Raw genomic sequence first — 20,791 nt, 5'->3', positions numbered from 1 at the left:
ACGCCGTGCAGCGCCTGAAGTCTCCGGCGTCCCCGGGGAAGGTCACCACGGGGGAAGGCCGCGACGCACGACGCCGCGGCCTCCTCCTGCTGGCCCTCGCCGTCCTGCTGGGGCTGGCCTGCCTGGCCTCCCTGGCGGTCGGCGCGCGGGCCGTGCCGTTCCCCGAGGTCCTGGACGCCCTCGGCCACGCGTTCTCCCCGGCCGCGGATCCCGGCAACGGCGACCAGGCCGTCGTGCTGTCGCGTCTGCCGCGCACCGTGCTGGCCGTCGTCGCGGGTGCGGCGCTCGGCCTGGCGGGCGTCCTCATGCAGGGCGTGACCCGCAACCCCCTGGCCGACCCCGGCATCCTCGGCGTCAACGCCGGCGCCGCGTGCGCCGTGGTCTTCGGCATCCAGTTCCTGGGCCTCGCCACCGTGGGCGCGTACCTCTGGGTCGCCCTGATCGGCGCCGCCGTGGCCATGGTCCTCGTCTACGTCCTGGCGACGCTCGCCGGACGGGCCCAGGGCGGAAGCGGCTCCGGTCCCACCCCGCTGTCCCTCGCCCTCGCCGGCGCCGCCCTGTCCGCCGGGCTGTACTCCCTCATGAGCATGGCCCTCGTGACCCGGCAGGACACCCTGGACCGGTTCCGTTTCTGGCAGCTCGGCAGTGTGGCCGCGCGCGAATGGGACGCCGTCCTTCCCGCTCTTCCCTTCCTGGCCGTCGGCGCCGTCCTGGCGCTCGGCATGGCGCGTCCGCTCAACGGCCTGGCCATGGGCGATGACGCGGCCCGCGCCCTGGGCCAGCGCGTCGGCCTGACCCGCGTGGTGGCCGGCATCTCCGTGGTGCTGCTGGCCGGTGGGGCCACGGCCGTGGCGGGGCCGATCGGCTTCGTCGGCCTGATCGTCCCGCACGCCCTGCGCCGCTTCACGGGCCCGGATCACCGCTGGCTCCTCGGGACGACGCTCCTGGCCGCCCCGGCCCTGGTGCTCGTGGCGGATGTCCTGGGCCGCGTCGTCGTGCTGCCGGGCGAGATTCCGGCCGGCGTCCTGACCGCGATGGTCGGCGCCCCCGTCTTCGTCCTGCTCCTCCGACGCGGCAAGGGGGTGGGCGTATGAGCCCGGCTCTCACGGATCCGCGGGTCTCGGGCCCCGGTTCCACGGCTCCGGCGAGCGGTCACCCGCGGGAGGGCGGCGCGGAGGCGCCGGCCGCCGTCGTGCGCTCGCCGCGTGAAGCCCGCCGCCGCGTGCGGCCGCTGACCGTGGTCCTGGCGGTCCTGGTGCCGCTGCTGGTCCTCGGGTACGTCCTGCTCGGCAGCTACACGGTGACGTTCCCGGACCTGGTGACGATCGTGGTGAGCAATCTCCGCGGCGAACCGGGGATCCCCGGGGCCAGTTTCATCGTGCTGGAGAACAAGATCCCGCGCGCCGTGCTCGGCGCCCTGGCGGGTCTCGCGTTCGGCCTGTCCGGCGCGACCTTCCAGACCATGCTCCGCAACCCGCTCGCCAGCCCCGATGTGATCGGCGTGAGTTCCGGCGCGAGCGCGAGTGCCGTGGCCGCGATCGTGCTGTTCGGCGCGTCCGGAGCGGCCGTCTCGGTGGCCGCGCTGGTGGGCGCCCTCGCGGTGGCGCTGCTGATCTACTCGCTCTCGCGGGGTGGTCTGGGCGGTGGCAACGCGGGTCTCCGGCTCATCCTGGCCGGCATCGGCGTGGGCGCGGCCCTCCAGGCCGTGGTGCAGTTCCTCATGGCGCGCACCGACATCCGCACCGCCGCCGACGCCCTGCTGTGGGTCTCCGGGTCGCTGAACCCGGCGTCGGGGGAGCGCATCACGGTGCTGGCGCTCGCCCTCGTGGTGCTGGTCCCGGCACTCCTCTGGCTCTCCCGGCCGCTGCGGGTGCTGGAGCTGGGCGACGACGCCGCCGCGGGACTGGGCGTGAACGTCCCCCGCGCGCGGCTCGGGTTGCTCCTGGTCGCCGTCGCGCTCGCAGCGTTCGGCACCGCCGCGGCCGGTCCGCTGGCGTTCGTGGCCTTCCTGTCCCTGCCGCTGGCCCGGCAGCTCGACCCCCGGGCCGGACTGCCGACCGCGGCTCTGAGCGGCGCGGCGATCGTGGTGATCGCGGACTTCGCCGGCGCCAATCTGGCGCCTCTCCTGCTGGGTGGCTCCGTCCTCCCGGTGGGCCTCGTCACGGGCGCACTCGGCGCTCCCTTCCTCCTCTGGCTTCTGGTGGCCCCGGCCGGGCGCGCCCAGCGGGCGGACCGTACGACACGAAAGGCGGCGGCATGAGCCGGCTCAACGCCCAGAACATCACGCTCCAGTACCAGGACCGGGCGATCGTGGAGGACCTCTCCCTCACGCTGCCCGAGGGCCGGATCACCATGATCGTGGGGGCCAACGCCTGCGGGAAGTCCACGATGCTGCGCGGCCTGTCCCGTCTGCTGAAGCCCGCGCAGGGCGTGGTCACCCTGGACGGCAAGGACATCCACACCCGTGCCGCCCGGGATCTGGCCCGCGAACTCGGCCTGCTGCCGCAGCACCCCTTGGCGCCGGACGCGATCACGGTCCGGGAACTCGTGGGGCGTGGCCGCTACCCGCACCAGGGCTTCTTCCGGAGTGCCAGCGCGGACGACGACGCCGCCGTCCACCAGGCGCTCGAGGTCACCGGCACGCTGGAGCTGGCCGAGCGCCCTGTGAGTGAGCTGTCCGGCGGGCAGCGCCAGCGGGTCTGGATCGCGATGGCCCTGGCTCAGGAGACCGACGTGCTCCTCCTCGACGAGCCCACCACCTACCTCGACTTGGCCCATCAGGTGGAGGTCCTGGACGTGGTCACGGAGCTGAACCAGCGCCGGGGGACCACGGTGGCGATCGTGCTGCATGACCTCAATCTGGCCGCGCGCTACGCCCACTACGTGGTGGCCATGAAGGAAGGACGGATCGTGGCACAGGGTCCGTCCCAGGAAGTCTTCACCCAGGACCTGGTGTCCGAGGTGTTCGGCCTGGAATCCCAGGTCCTGCTCGACCCTGTCTCCGGGACGCCGTTGATCGTCCCCATCGGCAGGCACCACAGCACCCGACGCGAGGAGGCCCACGCATGAGTGGAACGTCCGTGACGGCAGGCACCGCCGCCGTCGAACCCATGGCCATCGCTTTCGCCGTTCAGGTGACGGCGGTGCAGGATCTGGGCGCCAATTTCCGGCGGATCACGTTCGGCGGCTACAGCCTGCGCCAGTTCGGCGTGCACGGTGAGCTGCTGGACGCCCGCATCAAGGTGATCATCCCGCCGCGGACCGCCGACGGCTGGGCCGCGCTCCCGGAGTTCGACGCGCATGATGAGGGCTGGTATCAGCAGTGGCTCGCGCTGCCGGAGGAGGAGCGCGGTTCGATGCGCACCTATTCCGTCCGCCAGGCGCGTCTCGACGCGGCCTACCCGGAGATCGACGTGGACTTCGTGCTGCACGGCGTGCACGGCGACGGCGAGGCCGGCCCTGCCGCGACGTGGGCCGCTCAGGCGACGGCGGGCGACCGTCTGACGATCATCGGGCCGAACAATCGGGCGGCGCACTGCATCACCGCGCAGACCTACGGCGGCATCGAGTGGCGGCCGGGCCTGGCCCAGCGCGTGCTCCTGGCGGGCGATGAGACCGCGGTCCCCGCCATCTGCGCCATCCTGGAGACCCTGCCGGCGTACATGAGCGGGCATGCCTTCCTGGAGGTCCCGGAAGCGGGCGACTTCCAGGATGTGCGCACCGCGGCGGACATCGAGATCACGTGGCTGGCGCGCGGCGCCTCGCTGGGCCGTTCCCGTCCCCACGGCGAGGTGCTGCAGGAGGCCGTGCGCCGGGCCGTCCCGCTTCCGGGTCACGCCCGGCTCGGGGCCGACGGCAGGCCCGCCGTGGCGGGCTCCGAGCCCGCGGACGTCAACATCGACGCCGAGATCCTCTGGGACACCCCGCAGCTGCTGGATCCGTCCGAGGTCAAGGCGACCCGCGTCCCGGGCGCGCCCGCCGGCGCTCTGCCGTTCTACGCGTGGGTGGCCGGGGAGGCCGGTGTGGTCAAGGAGATCCGCCGCTACCTGGTGCGCGACGCCGGCATCGACCGTAAGCAGGTCGCCTTCATGGGCTACTGGCGTCACGGCCGCGTCATCGACTGAGCCTGCGTCCAGGCTGCGCCCTGCTCCCCGCCGAATCTCTCGGCTCCGTCCTCCCGCCGAGTTCGCGGTTTCCGGGTGAGGTCGTGGACCTTGTCCGCGAACTGGCCGGAAAACCACGAACTCGGCCGATGAGGTGGCGGGCCCTGATCTGGCCGGCATCCTGAGGGACATGAGTTCACCCTCCCGTTCCGTGGAGGTTCCACGCCCGTCGCCCGGGGTCCCTAGGCTGGCGCTGTGGCCGAGCAGAACGGGGTGCGACGGTACCTCGCCCTGGGGGACTCCTTCACCGAGGGCGTGGGGGACCGTCATCCCCTGATGCCCAACGGGGTGCGGGGCTGGGCGGACCGGGTCGCGGAGCGGCTGGCGAAGGCGGAGCCGGGGTGGGAGTACGCCAACCTGGCGATCCGCAGTAAGAGGCTCCGCCATATCATCGACGAGCAACTCGAACCCGCGCTCGCCATGAAACCCACGCTCATCTCGCTCTATGCGGGCGGGAACGACATCCTCGACCTCGGCACCGACATGGACCGGCTCATGGAGGAGTACCGGGGGCTCGTGTCGGACCTGGCGTCCACGGGCGCGAAGCTGATCCTCTTCACGGGCTACGACGTCAAGGTCTCCGCCCTCCTGGAGCCCCTGAAGAAGCGCAACACCTTCTACAACGAGCGCGTCCGGGAGATCGCCGCCGAGCACGACGCGATCCTCGTGGACTACTGGTGCTTCGACGCCTACAACGACCCGCGCATGTGGGACACCGACCGGCTGCACATGTCGAAGGCCGGGCACAAGTACCTCGCCGCCCGCGTCCTGGAGCAGCTCGGAGTCCCGCACCGCATCAAGGAGAAGGACTGGGACGCGCCCACACCCCGGGGTTTCCGTGAGTGGGAAGCCGCTCAGCGCCGCTGGGTGCACGAGTGGGTGCTGCCCCTGTTCGGGCGGAAACTGCGCGGGGTGACCCTGGGGGACACCCTCGAACCGCGCTGGCCGGAGCCCGTGAAGGTCCCGCGTAAGGGCGGCCTGAGGAAACTCGCGGAATGCCGCCTGCTGGACGCCGCATCGGACGGAGAGCGCCCGTGATCCTGGATCTGAGCGGGCGGCTGCGCTTCGTGGCGCTGGGGGATTCGTTCACGGAGGGGGTGGGCGATCCGGCGCCCGACCTTCCTCACGGCTGCCGGGGCTGGGCGGATCGTGTGGCCCAGGAGCTAGCCCGCTTCAATCCCGGCACGGAGTACGCGAACCTGGCTGTCCGGGGGCGGCGTCTCGACCGGATCGTCGAGGAGCAGGTCGAGGCGGCGCTCGCCCTCGACCCCACGCTGGTCAGTTTCTACGCGGGTGGGAACGACCTGCTCATGGCCCGCCTCGACCTCGCCTCCCTGCTCGGCCGCCTGGAACGGGCCGTGCGGACGCTGCGGGAGTCGGGCGCGCAGGTGCTCCTGTTCACGGGCTACAACGTGCCGCTCTCGCCGCTGCTGGAACCGCTCAAGCTCCGCAGTGCCGCGTACAACACGAGGGTCCGGCGCGTCGCACGGGAGCTCGACTGCCCCTTGGTGGATTACTGGTGCTTCGAGCGTTTCCAGGACCGGGCGCTGTGGGCTCCTGATCGTCTCCACATGTCCGCGGAGGGTCACCGCTACATGGCGGCCAAAGTCCTGGAGGTGCTCGGGGTGCCGCGCCTGACCGCGGCGGGGGAGGCGCCGTCGTCGGGGGCTGAGGCGAAAGCGACCCTGGCGCGCCGCGTGAGGGACGACGCCGCGTGGCTGCGCCGCGATTTCGCGCCCTGGCTCGGGCGCAAGGTGCGGGGAGTGTCCAGCGGCGATGCGCTGGGCCCCCGCTGGCCGGTGCCCGGCCCGGTGGATCCCGTGACGGGGCTAGTCGGTTTGGGGCGGCAGGAGCGCCTCGTACCCTTCGGCGACCCGATTGGGCACGAACTCTTCGATGTCGAACTCGGCCACGCCGTTGACGTTGAAGGGGTCGCGTTCCACGGCGGCGCGGACCTCTTCCAGGCCCGCCGTGGACAGCAGGATGCCGCCGGTGCGGGGCGATTTGCGGCCGGACGCCACGAACAGCCCGCGTGAGTAGCACTCGTCCAGCCACTCGAGGTGGGCCGGGATGTGGAACTCCACCACGTCGAGCGGGACTTTGTAGCTGAGGGACACCACGATCATGCTTCCAGGGTAATGGCCCGTGGCCCCGCCGGACAGGGTGCCCGGCGGGGCCACGTCACACGGCTTCGTGTGGCCGTGTGTCAGCCGTCGATGCTGGTCACCTCGTTGGGGACGTGCTCCAGCTGCGTGCTTCCGCTGACCTTGCGCGTGGCGAGATCGACGGTGTGCAGGGTGCGCTTTCCGGGCTCGGTCACGTAGGCGGTGCCGCCGCGGACGTGGAGCGTCGGGCGGGGGTCCTGCCAGGTCTCCGATTCGGTCCAGGCGCCGACCACGGGGATGGTCGCGGAGATCTTCCCGGTGGTCGGGTCGATCACGCGCAGGCCGCCGTCGGTGCCGAGCACGAGCGCTTCCCCGGCGGGTCCGCGGCCGAGGGAACGGAACGAGTAGCTGGTCCCCAGCTCGACCAGCCGCAGGGTGGCCGTCCTGGTGTCCACGAGAGAGACGCGGGTGGGGCGCTCCAGGGTCGCGTCACGGTCCACTTTGTAGTCGCCGAGGATCACGGGCGACTTCTCCGATCCGGCCTGGTTGCCTAAGCGGCCGTAGGAGTCCGGGCTGTCGACCTTGGTGATCTTCCCGTCGCGGTAGATCAGCATGCCGTCCTGGCAACCGACCACCACGGCCTCCTCCGCCGCAACCGCTTCACCGTGCACGCCGGGGCAGTCGTCGTTCTTCAGCAGCTCGGGGCGGTCCTGGCTGCTGCCGCCCTTCGGAGCGGGACCGAGCACGGAGATGCCGCTGCGGGACTTCTCGTCGCCGCGGGTCACCAGGAGCTTCCCGTCGGACAGCTCGACCGCCACGCCGTGATGGGGATGCGGCGTGGTGTAGACGGAGGTGGTGGGCAGGCCGGTCTTCAGCGCCTCCGTGAGGGTCTTCGGATCGAAGGACTCGACCTTGCCGGAGCCGTCGCTGAACAGGACCGTCCGTCCGGCGTGCCGCACGACGTGACCGGCGTGGTCGGCGGGGAAGGCGCGGTCGGTCAGGCGCGGGGCGGAGGTGTAGTGGTGCGAGTGGTCGCCGTGCGGCTCGGACCAGGCCCCGGCGTCGAACACCCGGAAGGCGTCCCCGGTCGAGACGAGCACGTGGCGGCCGTCCCCGGCGGGATTGAGGCGGAGGAAGCCGTCGAGTTCGGCGCCGCCCACGGGCTTGAGCGTCTTCGCATCGAGGACGGTGAGGCCGCCGTCGTGGCTGAGGACGAGCCGCGGGGTCGGTCCGGCCGCCTCGCGCGGTTTCGCGCTAGCCGTCGACGTGCTCGTAGTGGAGGGCCCGGCGGCGGGCGCCGGGGTGCCGCAGCCGGTGAGCAGCAGCCCGACGACGGCGGCCGGCACGGTGAGCGCGAGCCAGTGCTTGGCGCGGTGCGAGTCCGGGAGGGGGTGGGCAGGGGCGTGTTTCAAGAGGGTGCGTGTCATTCGTTAAATGATAATGATTCTCATTATCTCTTCAACTCGACGGTGGTTCGTGACGTGGGGGCGGGGTGGGCGTCCGGACGATACGCGTCGTCCGTGGTCCAGGACCCCGCTCGTGTCGCGATGAAGTCGCGATGAATCCGAAAGGCCGGGCCGCCCCGGCCGCCGCTCCCGTGCCCTTGATGCCGGACCGCGGAATCCGGCCCTGACCTCGCCCGTCAGTGCACATAGAATCTCCCTATGAAGGATGTACGGTGGCTCTCGCCGGCTGAGCGGCGCGCCTGGCTGGCGGTGGTGAGCGTGAGCACGCTCCTGCCCGCGGCGCTGGACACGGACCTCAATACGCGGGGCCGTCTCTCCCTGTTTGACTACAACGTCCTGGCCATGCTCTCCGAGGCCGACGGACGGTATCTGGCCATGAGCGAACTGGCCGCGCGGACGTCCGCGTCGCTCTCCCGCCTCTCGCATGTCGTGACGAAGCTCCAGGGACGCGGCTGGGTCCAGCGGGAGTCGCATCCTGAGGACGCCCGGGTGACCGTGGCGCATCTGACGGACGAGGGCTTCCAGACCCTGGCCCGGCTCGCCCCGGAACACGTCGAAGTGGTGCGGGAGCTGGTGTTCGACGCGCTGGACGAGCAGGATGTGGAAGACCTGGCCCGCGTCGGCGAACGGATCGTGGAACGCCTCAACTGCGACCACTGGATCCTCCGTGAGGGCCGGGAACTCCAGGAAGGCCACTGAAAGAAGGACCATGACCGACTTCACCACCCGTTACGTGGCACTGGGCGACTCCTTCACGGAGGGCGTCGGCGACATCGACCCCACCCGCCCGAACGGCGTGCGCGGCTGGGCGGACCGTTTCGCCGCGCTGTTGGCCGGGGAAGCGGCCGACGACGGCGGGGTCGGTTACGCGAACCTGGCGATCCGCGGGCGCAAGATGCGCGGGATCCTGGCTGAGCAGATCGAGCCTGCGCTCGCGATGAAACCCACGCTCGTGAGCATCTACTCCGGCGCCAACGACATCCTCCGGCCCAAGATCGACATCGACGCGCTCCTGGCCGACTACGGTCGGGCCGTCGCCCGCCTCCGGGATTCCGGTGCGCAGGTGCTGCTCTTCACCGGCTTCGACGCGCGTTCCTCCAAGGTGTTCGGCGCCATGCGCGGCCGGACGGCGATCTACAACGAGCTGGTCCGGGGCATCGCTGAAGACCATGGCGCGATCGTGGTGGACTACTGGCGCTTCGCGGAATACAACGACTGGCGCCTTTGGGGCGTCGACCGGATGCACATGTCCACGCTCGGGCATCAGAACATGGCCGAGCGGGTGTTCCATCGCCTGCGCGGGATCCAGACGCCTGGCGCGGAGCCGGGGCCGTTCACGCCTCCCCTCCTCCCGGCGGCGCCCGTGGTTCCGCGGGCCGAGGCGCTCAAGGCCAACGCGGCGTGGACGCGCGACGAGGCCGTGCCGTGGGTCAAACGCCGTCTGACGGGGACTTCCTCCGGGGATTCGCTGAGCCCCCGCTACCCTCACCTGGTGGACCCGCGCGGTCTGGGCGACTGAGCCGGGGACCGCGCCGGCCGGCCGGTCGCGACTGCCGCGCCGCCCGCCGTCGTCGTGCGGGCGAAACACGCTGATTGGCCTTAATTGACGCGGCCCCGTAGACTTGATAGGCGCTCAGTTGTGTGAAGTGTGCCTGATTGCTCCGGCTTGCAGCGGACCTCGCGGTCAAGCTCGCCGGTAGTTAGGGGCTCAAGTCAGCCATTTCTGTTTCCCGTGCTCATCCTTTCAGGGGTGACGTGCGTGGACGCGACGGCGGCGCCCGGGAAGGAAAACCCTCCCGGTATCACTGAACATCGAGGAGTCGATCATGGCAGCACACTGCCAGGTGACTGGGGCCGAGCCGGGCTTCGGGCACAGCATTTCGCACTCGCACCGCCGCAACAAGCGTCGGTTCGACCCGAACATCCAGAAGAAGCGCTACTGGGTTCCGTCCCTGCGCCGTAACGTGACCCTGCAGGTTTCTGCCAAGGGCATCAAGGTCATCGACCAGCGCGGTATCGACGCTGTTGTCGCCGAGATTCTGGCTCGTGGGGTGAAGCTCTAATGGCAAAGAAGGACAAGGACGTACGTCCGATCATCAAGCTGAAGTCCACCGCGGGCACCGGCTACACCTACGTGACGCGCAAGAACCGTCGTAACGACCCGGACCGTCTGGTCCTGAAGAAGTACGACCCGGTTGTGCGCCAGCACGTCGAATTCCGAGAGGAGCGCTAAACATGGCGAAGAAGTCCAAGATTGCTCGTAACGAGCAGCGCAAGGTCATCGTTGAGCGCTACGCTGCCAAGCGCCTCGAGCTCAAGAAGACCCTGGTCGACCCGAACGCGTCGGACGAGGCACGCGAGGAGGCCCGCCTGGGTCTGCAGAAGCTGCCCCGCAACGCTTCCCCCATCCGCGTCCGCAACCGCGACGCCATCGATGGCCGCCCCCGTGGCACCTTCCAGAAGTTCGGCATCTCCCGTGTTCGCTTCCGCGACATGGCCCACAAGGGCGAGCTGCCGGGCATCACCAAGTCTTCCTGGTAGGACCGTGACCCTCTGAGGGTCGCTTCCACCTGAGACTGAAAGGCCGGTCATCCGCATGGATGGCCGGCCTTTCGCGTGCCCGGGTGCGGGTCCGCGCCCCCGGGTCCGGGCCGCCGGCCGGGCCTGCCCCGGCCGGGCACGCGAAAGGCCCCCACTCGAGGAGTGGGGGCCTTCGGAAACGAGGGGCTGACGGGAATCGAACCCGCGTCACCTGCTTGGGAAGCAGGTGCTCTACCATTGAGCTACAGCCCCGGAGCCACGGTCAAGCCGTGGCAGCACGCCTCAGCTTAGCGCAGCCGGCCGTCCGGTGCGAATCCGGTCCAGAGCGCTGAAACCGCCGCTCAGCGGAAGATGTTCAGCGGCCCCCAGCCCCAGCCGACCGTCCGTGGAGCGAGCCACTGGCCGTTCCGGAACCCGTGGTAGACCAGCCCGCCGTTCGCCTGGCGGGTCATCAGTCCCCGGCTCCCGGCGCCCGCGAATCCGTAGTCCGCGAAGATGCTCGTGTAGCCCTGCCAGCCGCTGCCGACCGTGGAGAAGCCTCGCACTGTTCCCGTGCCGTTGCCCGGGTAGGCGCGGAGCGTGCCATTGGGCATCCGTGCCATGAGGTCGGTCTGGCCGTCGCCGGTGAAATCTGTCAGCGAGAGGGCCGCGCCCTTCCAGCCGGCCCCGATGTACGTGGCGGCCGCAGGGGCGCCGCCCGTCGGGTTGGCGTAGTGGTAGAGGTACCCGGTGGCGTTGTAGGCGACGATCCCCGGTCGCTGCCCGGCCTTGAGACGTCCGATGGCCAGGGTCATGGGTCCCCAGCCGCTGCCGATCTGCTGGCCCGCCGCGAATCCACCCTGTCCGCCGCCCCGGTACAGCATGAGGCGCCCGTCCTTGGTGACGGCCACGATGTCGTAGATCCCATCGCCGGTCCAGTCCACGAGGTGACCCTCCCGGAACCCGGACCAGCCGTTACTGACGGTCCCGACGAGCGTCACCGTCCCGTTGACGCCCCGGTAGAGCCGCAGGGCGCCCGAGCTGTCCACCGCCAGGATGTCGCCGCCGCTTTTGACCGTGGCCGCGCGGGCAGGGCTGCCGGAGAAGTACTGCTCCAGGGTCGGGATCTTCCGGGCGCGCATGTCCGAGGAGACATCGCCGCCGACGTACCGCAGATGCCAGGGTTCGTAGGCGTAGCCCGTGGTGCCGGTGTAACCGTTCGGGTACCGCACGATGAAGCCGAAGCGCCAGGCGTTGGCCGCGACCCACTGGCCCTCCGGGGTGCTGCCGAAGCAGGTGCTGAGGCCGCAGTTGTAGGTGTTGCCGACGTCGACGGCCAGGCCCGTCTGGTGCTCGCTGTAACCGGGCCGGGCGGAGATGGTGTTGGCGTACGCCTCGCCGTACTGGCTGACGTAGTAGTTGTAGGTGCTGACCTGGGTCTGATAGCTCCGGAACGCGCTGACGACGGTGAGGGACCGCCCCGCTGCGCCGGCCGCCGTGAAGAGGTTGTTCAGCGCCGTGGCGGCCTCGCGGCGGAGAGAGTATCCCGTGCCACGGAAATTCACCAGATCGGACGGGTAGTACTGGCTCGGATTGAGGGGGCGCTGTTTGTTGACCAGCACCGCGATGCTCGACGCGGACGGCGAGGGGTCCGCGGACGGAAGGGGGTTGCCGGTGGCGTGCGCCGGCGTCGTGAAGCCCAGAGTCAGCGCGGCGACGGCGGCCGCGGCGGCCAGCAGGCGCAGTCTGCGCGGTCTGCGGGCAGGTGACGATGCGGACACGTGAACGGATTCGGACATGAGCAACCCCCTGTGCAGTCAGGCTCATCATCCCCTTGTTTTCCGCCGGGTGGAAGGGGCGCGGGGGAGGCGTTCAGCGTGACAGGGGATAACCATTCGGTAAAACCTGGCCGGAAGTCCTGGTTGTACCTGCAAGTGAAACGTATTCTTTTTTGTGCCTTGATCGGGGGATACGGGCTGTTGACGACTCTCGAGGAAGGACTATGGCAGTGGTGCATGCTTCGCATGATGTGCTCATCCGTTGTGATGCGCTCTCTGTCTTCAGCTTCCTGGCGGACGGCGCGAACAATCCCCGTTGGAGGGAAGGTCTGCGCTCCGTGATCCTGCGCAGCGGGTCCCCGGGCGCCGTGGGAGCCGTCTACCAGCAGTCGTATGAGCACAGCTCGGCCAGCAGCATCCCCGGCACCTACCGGATCACCGCCTCCCGCAGCGGCGCCGAGCTGGAATTCGCCGTGCTGTACGGGCCGGTGGGCACTCGCGGCGGCTACTACCTGAGCACCGAAGGCGACTCCACCCGCGTGCGGTACGCGCTCGACTTCACGCCGCGTGGCTTCCGCCGCTTCTACTGGCGCGATTCCCAGCGCATCCTCGAACAGGAGGTCCGCCAGCTGGAGCGTCTCAAAGAAGTCCTCGAGACGCCTCTGGAACGCGTGGCCTGAGCCCGGTGCGGTATTTTTGAGACTGTGCTGATCTCTGACCGCGACATCCGATCCGAACTGGCCGCAGGGCGCATCGCTCTGGACCCCTTCGAGCCCTCCATGGTGCAGCCCTCCAGCGTCGATGTCCGGCTGGACCGGTTCTTCCGCCTCTTCGACAACCACAAATACGCGCACATCGATCCGGCGCAGGAGCAGCCCGAGCTGACGCGTCTGGTCGAGGTGGACGGCGACGAACCCTTCATCCTGCACCCCGGCGAATTCGTGCTCGGCTCCACCTACGAGACGGTGACGCTTCCGAACGACATCGCGGCACGCCTCGAAGGCAAGTCCTCGCTGGGCCGGCTCGGCCTGCTGACGCACTCGACCGCCGGGTTCATCGACCCCGGATTCTCCGGCCACGTCACCCTGGAGCTCTCCAACGTCGCGACCCTGCCCATCAAGCTGTGGCCCGGCATGAAGATCGGCCAGCTCTGCTTCTTCCAGCTCACCTCGGCCGCCGAACACCCGTACGGCTCCCGTGAGTACGGCAACCGGTACCAGGGCCAGCGCGGTCCCACCGCGTCCCGCAGCCACCTGAACTTCCACCGGACGGACATCTGAGGGTGTCCGTCGCTCTGACACTGCTGGACGGCGGCATGGGCCGTGAGCTGGCCCGCCGAGGCGCCCCGTTCCGGCAGCCCGAATGGTCCGCGCTCGCCCTCATGGAAGCGCCGGAGCACGTCCAGGCCGTCCACGAGGACTTCATCGGCGCCGGCGCGCGGGTCATCACCACCGACAGCTACGCCCTCGTCCCCTTCCACCTGGGTGAGGACGTCTTCGCCGCCCAGGCCCGGACACTCGCCGACCGCGCGGGGCGATTGGCGCGTGCTGCGGCCGACGACGCCGGAGCCCCGGGCGTGCGCGTCGCGGGCTCCCTGCCGCCGCTGTTCGGCTCCTACCGCCCCGATCTCTTCGACGCCGAGCGCGCGCCGGAGGTGCTGGCTCCCCTGGTGGCGGGTCTGTCCGGGCACGTGGACCTCTGGCTGGCCGAGACCCAGGGATCCCTCGCCGAAGCCCGTGCCGTGAAGGCCGGACTTCCCGAGGACGGCCTCCCCTTCTGGATCTCGTTCACCCTGCGCGACGAGCAGGAGGACGGCCCGGCCGTGCTGCGCTCCGGGGAAAGTGTGGCCGAGGCCGCCGAGACGGCCGTCGCCCTGGGAGCCGCGGCACTGCTGTTCAACTGCAGCCGGCCCGAGGTCATGGGGGCGGCACTCGCTGAGGCGGGCGCCGTCGTCGAGCGGCTGGGGGCTGAGCTGGAGCTCGGCGTGTACGCGAACGCCTTCCCGCCGCAGCCCGAGGACGCGACGGCGAATGACGGCCTCGACGAACTCCGCGAGGATCTCGACCCGGCCGGGTACCTGAGCTGGGCGGAGCGCTGGCGCGAGCAGGGCGCGTCGATCATCGGGGGATGCTGCGGGATCGGTCCGGAGCATCTCGAGGTCCTGCGGGAACGGCTGAGCTGACTCGTCGGGGCGCCGCGGGCTGTCCGCCCGGGCCCCTGCCTACTCCTCGATCTCCGCACCGACCGCCCGGAGGTAGCGGCGGAACGTCAGATCCGGGTCCGCGGAGCGGGCCGCGAGGTATCCGTCGAAATCGGTCTGCTGCCTCAGGCTCGTGCCCTGGAGCATCCTGAGGGCCTGGCCTCGTTCGGTCTCGCGGATCGCCGCGGCGGTCTCCGCCACTTCGGCGGCGCGGTCGAGCGGGACGAAGAGGACGCCGTCGTCGTCGCCCAGGACGAAGTCCTCCGCCGTGATCACGTGATCGCCGATCCGTGCCGATGCCATCGCGTCCGCGGTCCGCAGGTCGAGGCGCTGCGGCCCGGCCGGCATCGCTCCCAGGCTGAAGACCGGCAGCTGGATCGCCCGGAGCTCCGAGGTGTCGCGGTGCAGGCCCCAGATGACCACGCCGGCCAGTCCCGCCTGGCCGGCTTCGAGGGCGACCAGGTCGCCGACGCACGCCTCATCCACGCGGCCGCCGTTGTCCACGACCAGGACGTCGCCGGCTTCGGCGCCGTTGATCACTTCGAGGAAGATGTCGGCGCTGCCGAAGTGCTGCACCGGCCGGGCGCGGCCGACGACGACGGCCCCTTCCCAGGGCGCTTTCGTGCCGGTGGGGGCACAGCGGACCTCGACGCCGAGACGCAGGCACGCGTCGGCGACGTGCGGGGTGCTGAGGTCCTGATAGGCCTGTCGCAGCTGTTCACGGTCCATGCCGAGTGGGGCTCCTTCACGATCCGGGATCCTTCGCGCCGCAGGGCGTTCCCGAGGGGTACCGGCGCAGCGCCAGGAAGCCAGTCTCGCCGAAAATGGCCTTGAAAGATGTAGCCAGTTGGAATCACTGGCCACGGGATCGGGGCCATCACCCGTTGTGTGCTCAGTTGTTGCGGGTGATCCGTCCCGGTACCCGCAACAACTGAGCACGCAACGCGAGGTCGCCGCCGGCGTCGCGCCTCCGTCAGGCGCCCTGGCCCTGCAAGGCCAGGAGGGTCAGCTTCTCCGCGGAGCGCGGCCTCGCTCCCAGGGTGCTGCCGCCGCTGACGTCGAGAGTGGTCCCGGTGGTCCGTGACGCCCGGTCGGACACGAGGAACAGCACGGCCTCGGCCACCACGGACGGGGCCGCGACGTCGCCCTGCACCGCGAACGTCGACATGTGGGCGCGGGCCTCGGGGATGCTGAACAGTTCGTGACCGTTGTCGGTGAACCCGGGGATCACCGCGTTGATGCGGACCCCGCGTTCCGCCAGTGACTCGGCCGCGTGGAACGCCATGGATTCAAGCGCGGCCTTGCCCATCGCGTACACGATGTCGTCGGGGCAGGAGAAGTGCACCCCGGCGGAGGACACGTTGACGATCGACCCGCCCGGCGGCATCCGGAGCGAAAGCCTCTGCGCCAGGAAGAAGGGGGCGCGCACGTTCACGGCCATGTAGGCGTCGAACTGCTCGTGGGTGGCGCTGTTCAGCGACGGCCCGAGGAGCATCGCCGCGTTGTTGACGAGCGCCTTGAGCTCGCCGCCGGTGCTCCTGAGCGCTTCCGCGACGGCGGCGTCCACGGCGTCGACGGCTTCGGGGGTTCCCAGGTCGCAGGACACCGTGGCGCAGTGCGCTCCGAGCTCTTCGAGAGAACTCTTCAGCTGCTCGGCCCTGTCGTGCTGGGAGTTGTACTGCGCCACGATGTCGTAACCCTCGCGGGCCAGCAGGCGGCAGATGTCGCGGCCGATTCCTCCGGTCGCCCCGGTGACGACAGCCAGGGGGCGGTTCGAGTGAGTCATGATGTCCCTTTCAGATGCCTGGTGATGGTGCACTGGTTCCAACGGGGGCCGCGAAAACATGCCATCCGCCCCGTTTGCCTCATCCTAGCGAGCGCTCTGCGTCGATCAGCCGCAGCGCAGCATGCACAAGTGCAGCGTTATCGGGTGCGGGACTGCCGTCCGGCAACACCAAGGTGTCCTCCAGGCCGATGCGTGTGGGCAGCCCCAGCCGCGCGGCTTCTTTCAAGGCCGGCCAGCAGCTGCTTCCTTCGCCGTGAAGGAGAACCGGCAGCTGGTCGCCTGCCACGCGTTCAACGTGGGCGAGCAATCGCCGAGCCATCGCTGCGGTGGCGGAGGGGCCCGGACCATCGGGAAGCTCGAGCAGGACCCGCACACAGTCGTCACGGACAGGCGATCTGGCCCACCGGTCCACTGCGGCCTCATGCCACAGCCCGGCTTCAACGTCGACCCCGAGATCCAGTAGTGCCCTGGCCACCTCGTCGGCACCATCCTCGTGCCAGTTGACCGACGCGAAGTCAGGCCACTTGTCCCAGGACCGGATGGCGGCGATCCGAGCGGCCGGATCGGGCAGCGTCCACGCACCCGTCGTCACTCCGAGGGGCAGGCCTGGGGCCTTGTCGCTCACCGCGTCGAGAACCAGGGCCAACGGCTGGGCAGCGAGCGTGTCCACACCGTGCTCATCCTTCACGTGAAGATGGATGCCGTCCGCACCCGCCGAAAGGACCGCCAGCGCGTCCGCTGCCATCTGTCCCGCTGAGACCGGCAACTCCGGATGTTCGGTGGGCCGCCTCGCACCGTTGATGCAGGCTTTCAAGCGCATGCGGCCAGTCTTGCACACACCGTCTTGCACACACACCGTTGGCAGCCATCACGGGACCCGGCGTCGCTGACCGGCCATTGCGGCTGCGATGGCAGCTGCCAGTGCGAGGGCGATCGCAATCATGTCGAATGTCGCCGAGCCGACGGCGGCTGTCCCGAGCGCCGCCGTGCCGAGGGCGACGCCGCCGTTCATCGCCGCGTTGTTCCAGCTGACGGCGGCGGCCCGGGCGTCCGAGAACCGGAGCGAGAGAAATGCCTGGGTGGTGCTGAAGCAGGCGCCCCCGGCAGCGCACCAGAGGAAGAGCACGGGGATGGCGACCGCGAGGGACGACGTCGTGAGAGCGATCCCGATCGCGATCGCGAGCAGGAATGCGCAGGCTCCGAGCAGGAACGGGATCGATCGACCTCGGCGATGCCACACATCGATGACAGGACCGATCGCGAGTGAACCGCTGAGGGATCCCACGCCGACGATCGCGCCAAGCGTCCCCAGTTCGGTGAGGGTGAAACCGAAGCGATCCGCGAACAGGACGCCGATGTAGCTGTAGGTTCCGATTCGTGCGGCCTGGCTGAGCGCCGTGGCGGTGAGGACGGTGGTGAACGGGCGGCGCGTCCATAGGCCGAGGGAGTGACGGATCGCCTCGCGAGGACGAAGGCGCCGGCGGTCAGCAGGGTCTGGTTCCTTCAGCCGCAGGGCGATCAAGGCCGCCACCATGATGACTCCTGCGGAGATCGCGAGAAACGCCACCCGCCAGCCGAGATGTGCGGAGAGAAAGGTCCCGAGTGGCACGCCGAGGATCTGGCCGGCGGCGTATGACGCGGCTCCCATCGCGATGGCGCGGCCACGCTGATCCGCTGAGGCGGTTTCCCCGAGATACGCCCAGACGGCCGGGGCGGCCAAGCCACCGCCGACACCGCTCAGCGCGTGGGCGAGAGCGAGCAGGGGTGCCGAGGGCGCCGAAGCGCAGGCCACGTCCCCGACGGCGAAGAGCGCGGCGCCTGCGAGGATGACTGTGCGCCGGCGTCGGCGGTCAGTCAGCGCGGCGAGCACCGGGCTCGACAGCGCATAGCCGAGGACATATCCGCTCACCGTCCACGCCGCCTCTCCGTCCGGGACGCGGAAGTCGGCGGCGATCGTGGCCAGGAGTGGGGAGATGAGGAATAGTTCGGCGCCCATGAGGAAGAACAGGGCGTACAGAAGTGTGTGCTGCGACCACGGAGTCCGGGCCGGTGATTGAGGGAGCTGCGGAATAGTCACCTCACCACCGTGGCGGCCGGCAGGCCATGCCGTCCAAGACTGATCGCCACTCGCGTGATAAGCGGTGCTTATACTGCGAGGGTGAAGCTCGAACGGCTGGAGTACTTCCTGGCTCTGGCGGAAGAACTGCATTTCGGTCGCGCTGCGACGCGGCTGCGGTTGTCGCAGCCCGCACTCTCCCAGCAGATCAAACGTCTCGAGTCCGAGCTCGGGGTGATGCTTTGTGAGCGTGATGCCCAGGGCGTCCGCCTCACGGAGCCCGGACGTCGGCTGGCGAGCGGCGGGGCCGCAGTGCTGTCCTCCTATGAGGCTCTGCGCAACGAGGTCATCGCTATCGGCCGTGGAGCCTCAGGCGTCCTGCGCCTGGCACTGACTCGATCCGATGGTGATGCCGTCGGCCGTGCGTTGGTGACCGAATTCCAGAGGCTGCATCCCGGGGTGGAGGTGCAGACCGAGGCAGGATGGACGTCGTGGAATCTTGAACAACTCGTGCGCGGCGACATCGATGCCGCGCTCGTCCGCATGCCTGTCTCCCAACAGGGGGTCCGTGTCGACCAGCTCGGCGTCTCGGAGATCGTCGCGGTACTGCCTGCTCATCACCCCTTGGCGCGGCGGCGCGTCCTGAACGCCGCTGATCTGGCTGAAGAGACCTTGATCTTCTGGCCCCGGAAGCAGGCCCCTGGGGCACACGACGCGCTCCTCCAGGAGCTTTTCGGCGCGGGCATCCGCCCAGTGCTGCGAAGCGAGCCCGACGCCGACAACATTCTCGCGGCGGTGCGCGCTAACGGGGGTATTGGTCTGCTGGACCGGGCGAGGGTCGGCCGCGTCAGGGGACTCGTGACGCGGAAGCTGACACCCTCCCCGCATCTCGGCCTAGGGCTCGCCTGGCGCCCCGAGCAGTCCAGTCCGCAAAGAGATGCCTTTCTGGCATGCGTGCTGCCAAAGCGGGGTTCACTTGACGGGCCCTCCACGGCCAGGCGGGAATGAGGATCGGTTTCGGCGGGTGTGAGCCGCGAGCATCCTCGAGCGCTGAGACATCAAGAGGCCCAACGAGTGGCGCCTTGCTGAGCCGCGGTCCAGCACGACCGCAAACGGAATAGGGCGCGGATCACAGCCGTTACCGCCGACATGACGCACACGGACTTTTCTTCCCTGCCTGCCGGTGCAACCTGGGTCTTCACCGGCGACAGCATCACGCAAGGCGTGTATCACACGCACGGAGCGCGCTCCTGGGTCGAGCTGGTGCACGAGCGCATTCGATGGGAATGTGACCGCCTCGACGACGTCGTGATCAACACGGGCGTTTCGGGTTGGACTGTTCCCCTCATCGCGGATCGATTCGATCATTTGATCGGCCGATTCGCTCCGCAGGTGGTCAGCATCGCGCTTGGCACGAACGACGCGCACTCGGGAGTCGGACACTTGGATGAATTCGAAACCCAGTTGGCGGCCCTCTCCCGCCAGGCCCAGGAACTAGGGGCCCAGGTCGTGCTTCACACCCCGGTTCTCACATTGCCCGACGCCCCCGAGAACCGTCGCCGCGCACTGCCGCGCTACGCGGAGCGTGTGCGCCGCGTCGCCAGTGCGCTCGGGGCTACTCTCGTCGACCACGAGCGGCATTGGCAGGAGCGTTTCGGTCAAGCGCTCCCGACTCCCTGGATGGACGATCACACCCATCCGAACAGCGTGGGTCATCGCGAGATGGCCAACACCACGCTGCTTGCCCTGGGTCTGGGCGTACTCGAGGAACGTCCTTGACGCTCGCTTCCGGTTCACTGCGAGAGCGCACCAGGCCGAGGGCGCGGCGCGGTCGCCCGCGCATCCGTCATCTGAATGTCTCGACGGCTAGTGCAGGATGGAACGTGACGGCGACCGCCTGAAACGTCCCCTGGCACACCTCGGAAGGCGTCTGGGCCTGCTCGCTCAACCCGTGGATCAGCGGGTTCCCAGCTAGGCGCTCGTCCCCCGAGACTTCCTCCTGTCGGCCTCCGCGAGGGCAGCGCGCAGGGCCATCCGCTCGGCGTCGGGCCAGGGACCGGAAGTCGCGAGAGGGATCTCCGTCATGAAGCGGCGCTCCTCCTCCGGCATCCTCGCCACGAACGCCTCCGGGTCCTCCGCGGCCTGGGCGTAGAGTGCGGGGCCATCGGCGTAGAAGAGGTCCGTCACCACGAGGCGGCCGTCGTCGCCGCGCATGACATTGGCCGGGTTCTCGTCCAGCGGGCCACACCAGGGCAGGTCCGCGACCGCTTGAGCGTGCACTTCGCGGACGATCCGGGAGAGGTCCTCAGCGGGTGCCGTGCCCTCTGAAACGGCCCGGAGAAAGCCCGCGGCCTCGTGCTCGGACGCCGGAGCGAGCCACTCCATGATCTGAAGGTCCCCACCCCCGGCAAGCCTGCGGTGTGCGTGCAGCCGGGGGACCTGACCCGTGTGAGCGGCCGCCCGGTACAGCGCCGCGGTGTACGGGCCGGTCGGGTCGAAGGGGCTGATCCGTGCGGCCAGGTGTCCGTCCGGGGACCGCAAGGCGATGGCCCAGTCGCCCGCGCCGCACGGCGTCCACCCGGCGGAGCGGAACGCGCGTTCGGCCTGGTGGTGGTCGGCTCCGGCGGGGATGGCGGCGAGGATCTCGTCCATGGTCCCAGTCTCCCCGATCCGGCCGCGGGGATGGGGACCGGCCGGCCATGGACGGTTGTGTGCTC

The 20,791-nt window shown here is 69.7% G+C and carries 23 protein-coding genes, 1 tRNA gene and 1 pseudogene; 16 read left to right on the top strand and 9 right to left on the bottom strand.

Features of this window, described 5'->3' with window-relative positions:
• Positions 1 to 5: 5 nt before the first annotated feature.
• The 6 genes and pseudogenes from QFZ52_RS14680 to QFZ52_RS14655 form a co-directional block, all read left to right on the top strand.
• Positions 6 to 1,094 carry a FecCD family ABC transporter permease gene (locus tag QFZ52_RS14680; protein WP_373425722.1) on the top strand — a complete coding sequence of 363 codons (1,089 nt, stop codon included), beginning with the start codon at positions 6 to 8 and terminating at the stop codon, positions 1,092 to 1,094.
• Positions 1,091 to 2,260: a FecCD family ABC transporter permease gene (locus QFZ52_RS14675; protein ID WP_307498355.1), complete on the top strand. Its 1,170-nt coding sequence runs from the start codon at positions 1,091 to 1,093 to the stop codon at positions 2,258 to 2,260. Before QFZ52_RS14680 ends, QFZ52_RS14675 begins: the two co-directional genes overlap by 4 nt.
• A complete protein-coding gene (locus tag QFZ52_RS14670) occupies positions 2,257 to 3,069 on the top strand; it encodes an ABC transporter ATP-binding protein (RefSeq protein ID WP_307498354.1) in 813 nt (270 codons plus the stop codon). Before QFZ52_RS14675 ends, QFZ52_RS14670 begins: the two co-directional genes overlap by 4 nt.
• Entirely contained in the window at positions 3,066 to 4,124 is a 1,059-nt protein-coding gene (locus QFZ52_RS14665; protein WP_307498353.1) for a siderophore-interacting protein, read from the top strand. Before QFZ52_RS14670 ends, QFZ52_RS14665 begins: the two co-directional genes overlap by 4 nt.
• 234 nt (positions 4,125 to 4,358) lie before the next feature.
• Positions 4,359 to 5,201, top strand: a complete 843-nt coding sequence (locus tag QFZ52_RS14660) for an SGNH/GDSL hydrolase family protein (protein WP_307498351.1) — start codon at positions 4,359 to 4,361, stop codon at positions 5,199 to 5,201.
• A pseudogene (locus tag QFZ52_RS14655) lies at positions 5,159 to 5,977 on the top strand (SGNH/GDSL hydrolase family protein); the annotation flags it as partial. The gene QFZ52_RS14660 and the pseudogene QFZ52_RS14655, both read left to right, overlap by 43 nt.
• A 15-nt stretch (positions 5,978 to 5,992) precedes the next feature.
• On the opposite strand, the gene QFZ52_RS14650 reads toward QFZ52_RS14655, so the two are convergent.
• Both QFZ52_RS14650 and aztD read right to left on the bottom strand, forming a co-directional pair.
• Complete coding sequence (locus tag QFZ52_RS14650; RefSeq protein WP_307498350.1) at positions 5,993 to 6,289, bottom strand: YciI family protein; 297 nt, start codon at positions 6,287 to 6,289, stop codon at positions 5,993 to 5,995.
• A gap of 80 nt (positions 6,290 to 6,369) precedes the next feature.
• Positions 6,370 to 7,695 carry a zinc metallochaperone AztD gene (aztD, locus tag QFZ52_RS14645; protein WP_307498349.1) on the bottom strand — a complete coding sequence of 442 codons (1,326 nt, stop codon included), beginning with the start codon at positions 7,693 to 7,695 and terminating at the stop codon, positions 6,370 to 6,372.
• Positions 7,696 to 7,932: 237 nt separating this feature from the next.
• Here aztD and QFZ52_RS14640 point away from each other — a divergent pair, with 237 nt between their 5' ends.
• The 5 genes from QFZ52_RS14640 (at position 7,933) to rpsN (ending at position 10,275) form a co-directional block, all read left to right on the top strand.
• Positions 7,933 to 8,433 (top strand): MarR family winged helix-turn-helix transcriptional regulator, encoded by a 501-nt coding sequence (locus tag QFZ52_RS14640; protein ID WP_307498348.1) that lies wholly within the window; start codon positions 7,933 to 7,935, stop codon positions 8,431 to 8,433.
• 10 nt (positions 8,434 to 8,443) lie between these two features.
• On the top strand, positions 8,444 to 9,253 hold the full coding sequence (locus QFZ52_RS14635; protein ID WP_307498345.1) for an SGNH/GDSL hydrolase family protein: 810 nt from the start codon (positions 8,444 to 8,446) through the stop codon (positions 9,251 to 9,253).
• Positions 9,254 to 9,560: 307 nt separating this feature from the next.
• Positions 9,561 to 9,797, top strand: a complete 237-nt coding sequence (rpmB, locus tag QFZ52_RS14630) for a 50S ribosomal protein L28 (protein WP_066214183.1) — start codon at positions 9,561 to 9,563, stop codon at positions 9,795 to 9,797.
• Positions 9,797 to 9,967 carry a 50S ribosomal protein L33 gene (gene rpmG, locus QFZ52_RS14625; RefSeq protein ID WP_066213893.1) on the top strand — a complete coding sequence of 57 codons (171 nt, stop codon included), beginning with the start codon at positions 9,797 to 9,799 and terminating at the stop codon, positions 9,965 to 9,967. Before rpmB ends, rpmG begins: the two co-directional genes overlap by 1 nt.
• Before the next feature lie 2 nt (positions 9,968 to 9,969).
• Positions 9,970 to 10,275, top strand: coding sequence for a 30S ribosomal protein S14 (gene rpsN, locus QFZ52_RS14620; protein ID WP_307498343.1), 306 nt, complete (start codon positions 9,970 to 9,972; stop codon positions 10,273 to 10,275).
• A gap of 181 nt (positions 10,276 to 10,456) precedes the next feature.
• On the opposite strand, the gene QFZ52_RS14615 is transcribed toward rpsN, so the two are convergent.
• Positions 10,457 to 10,527 (bottom strand) — tRNA-Gly (locus QFZ52_RS14615).
• Between the two features lie 89 nt (positions 10,528 to 10,616).
• Positions 10,617 to 12,053 (bottom strand): M15 family metallopeptidase, encoded by a 1,437-nt coding sequence (locus tag QFZ52_RS14610; RefSeq protein WP_307498341.1) that lies wholly within the window; start codon positions 12,051 to 12,053, stop codon positions 10,617 to 10,619.
• A 203-nt stretch (positions 12,054 to 12,256) separates the two neighbouring features.
• Between QFZ52_RS14610 and QFZ52_RS14605 the strand changes: the two genes are divergently transcribed.
• From QFZ52_RS14605 to QFZ52_RS14595, 3 genes are read left to right on the top strand one after another with little or no spacing between them, the layout of a single operon-like run.
• Positions 12,257 to 12,712 carry an SRPBCC family protein gene (locus tag QFZ52_RS14605; RefSeq protein WP_066213900.1) on the top strand — a complete coding sequence of 152 codons (456 nt, stop codon included), beginning with the start codon at positions 12,257 to 12,259 and terminating at the stop codon, positions 12,710 to 12,712.
• 24 nt (positions 12,713 to 12,736) lie between these two features.
• A complete protein-coding gene (dcd, locus tag QFZ52_RS14600; RefSeq protein ID WP_066213902.1) occupies positions 12,737 to 13,312 on the top strand; it encodes a dCTP deaminase in 576 nt (191 codons plus the stop codon).
• 2 nt (positions 13,313 to 13,314) lie between these two features.
• Positions 13,315 to 14,214, top strand: coding sequence for a homocysteine S-methyltransferase family protein (locus tag QFZ52_RS14595; protein WP_307498339.1), 900 nt, complete (start codon positions 13,315 to 13,317; stop codon positions 14,212 to 14,214).
• Between the two features lie 39 nt (positions 14,215 to 14,253).
• Here the strand turns inward: QFZ52_RS14595 and QFZ52_RS14590 are convergent, their stop codons facing one another.
• The 4 genes from QFZ52_RS14590 to QFZ52_RS14575 form a co-directional block, all read right to left on the bottom strand.
• Positions 14,254 to 14,961, bottom strand: coding sequence for an RraA family protein (locus QFZ52_RS14590; RefSeq protein WP_307498338.1), 708 nt, complete (start codon positions 14,959 to 14,961; stop codon positions 14,254 to 14,256).
• Positions 14,962 to 15,205: 244 nt separating this feature from the next.
• A complete protein-coding gene (locus tag QFZ52_RS14585) occupies positions 15,206 to 16,018 on the bottom strand; it encodes an SDR family NAD(P)-dependent oxidoreductase (protein ID WP_307498337.1) in 813 nt (270 codons plus the stop codon).
• A 79-nt stretch (positions 16,019 to 16,097) separates the two neighbouring features.
• Entirely contained in the window at positions 16,098 to 16,838 is a 741-nt protein-coding gene (locus QFZ52_RS14580; RefSeq protein WP_307498336.1) for a 3-keto-5-aminohexanoate cleavage protein, read from the bottom strand.
• A gap of 48 nt (positions 16,839 to 16,886) precedes the next feature.
• The gene (locus QFZ52_RS14575) at positions 16,887 to 18,095 is read right to left on the bottom strand and encodes an MFS transporter (RefSeq protein WP_307498335.1); all 1,209 of its coding nucleotides are present in this window, start codon (positions 18,093 to 18,095) and stop codon (positions 16,887 to 16,889) included.
• 81 nt (positions 18,096 to 18,176) lie between these two features.
• Here QFZ52_RS14575 and QFZ52_RS14570 point away from each other — a divergent pair, with 81 nt between their 5' ends.
• Both QFZ52_RS14570 and QFZ52_RS14565 read left to right on the top strand, forming a co-directional pair.
• Complete coding sequence (locus tag QFZ52_RS14570) at positions 18,177 to 19,082, top strand: LysR family transcriptional regulator (RefSeq protein WP_307498334.1); 906 nt, start codon at positions 18,177 to 18,179, stop codon at positions 19,080 to 19,082.
• A gap of 141 nt (positions 19,083 to 19,223) precedes the next feature.
• Positions 19,224 to 19,853, top strand: coding sequence for an SGNH/GDSL hydrolase family protein (locus QFZ52_RS14565; RefSeq protein ID WP_307498333.1), 630 nt, complete (start codon positions 19,224 to 19,226; stop codon positions 19,851 to 19,853).
• A 192-nt stretch (positions 19,854 to 20,045) separates the two neighbouring features.
• Here the strand turns inward: QFZ52_RS14565 and QFZ52_RS14560 are convergent, their stop codons facing one another.
• On the bottom strand, positions 20,046 to 20,726 hold the full coding sequence (locus QFZ52_RS14560) for a hypothetical protein (protein WP_307498332.1): 681 nt from the start codon (positions 20,724 to 20,726) through the stop codon (positions 20,046 to 20,048).
• Positions 20,727 to 20,791: the final 65 nt, after the last annotated feature.

Source organism: Arthrobacter woluwensis, from assembly GCF_030816155.1.
Taxonomy (GTDB): Bacteria; Actinomycetota; Actinomycetes; order Actinomycetales; family Micrococcaceae; genus Arthrobacter_E; species Arthrobacter_E woluwensis_A.
Note: the sequence above shows the minus strand (reverse complement) of the source record. Positions and strands in the feature narration are given on the sequence as shown.

Coding starts and splice junctions, on each gene's coding strand:
- rpsN (WP_307498343.1), top strand. CDS start 9,970: ATGGCGAAGAAGTCCAAGATTGCTCGTAACGAGCAGCGCAAGGTCATC.
- QFZ52_RS14670 (WP_307498354.1), top strand. CDS start 2,257: ATGAGCCGGCTCAACGCCCAGAACATCACGCTCCAGTACCAGGACCGG.
- QFZ52_RS14560 (WP_307498332.1), bottom strand. CDS start 20,726: ATGGACGAGATCCTCGCCGCCATCCCCGCCGGAGCCGACCACCACCAG.
- rpmB (WP_066214183.1), top strand. CDS start 9,561: ATGGCAGCACACTGCCAGGTGACTGGGGCCGAGCCGGGCTTCGGGCAC.
- QFZ52_RS14665 (WP_307498353.1), top strand. CDS start 3,066: ATGAGTGGAACGTCCGTGACGGCAGGCACCGCCGCCGTCGAACCCATG.
- QFZ52_RS14635 (WP_307498345.1), top strand. CDS start 8,444: ATGACCGACTTCACCACCCGTTACGTGGCACTGGGCGACTCCTTCACG.
- aztD (WP_307498349.1), bottom strand. CDS start 7,695: ATGACACGCACCCTCTTGAAACACGCCCCTGCCCACCCCCTCCCGGAC.
- QFZ52_RS14585 (WP_307498337.1), bottom strand. CDS start 16,018: ATGACTCACTCGAACCGCCCCCTGGCTGTCGTCACCGGGGCGACCGGA.
- QFZ52_RS14675 (WP_307498355.1), top strand. CDS start 1,091: ATGAGCCCGGCTCTCACGGATCCGCGGGTCTCGGGCCCCGGTTCCACG.
- QFZ52_RS14590 (WP_307498338.1), bottom strand. CDS start 14,961: ATGGACCGTGAACAGCTGCGACAGGCCTATCAGGACCTCAGCACCCCG.
- QFZ52_RS14605 (WP_066213900.1), top strand. CDS start 12,257: ATGGCAGTGGTGCATGCTTCGCATGATGTGCTCATCCGTTGTGATGCG.
- QFZ52_RS14580 (WP_307498336.1), bottom strand. CDS start 16,838: ATGCGCTTGAAAGCCTGCATCAACGGTGCGAGGCGGCCCACCGAACAT.
- rpmG (WP_066213893.1), top strand. CDS start 9,797: ATGGCAAAGAAGGACAAGGACGTACGTCCGATCATCAAGCTGAAGTCC.
- QFZ52_RS14650 (WP_307498350.1), bottom strand. CDS start 6,289: ATGATCGTGGTGTCCCTCAGCTACAAAGTCCCGCTCGACGTGGTGGAG.
- QFZ52_RS14565 (WP_307498333.1), top strand. CDS start 19,224: ATGACGCACACGGACTTTTCTTCCCTGCCTGCCGGTGCAACCTGGGTC.
- QFZ52_RS14640 (WP_307498348.1), top strand. CDS start 7,933: ATGAAGGATGTACGGTGGCTCTCGCCGGCTGAGCGGCGCGCCTGGCTG.
- QFZ52_RS14610 (WP_307498341.1), bottom strand. CDS start 12,053: ATGTCCGAATCCGTTCACGTGTCCGCATCGTCACCTGCCCGCAGACCG.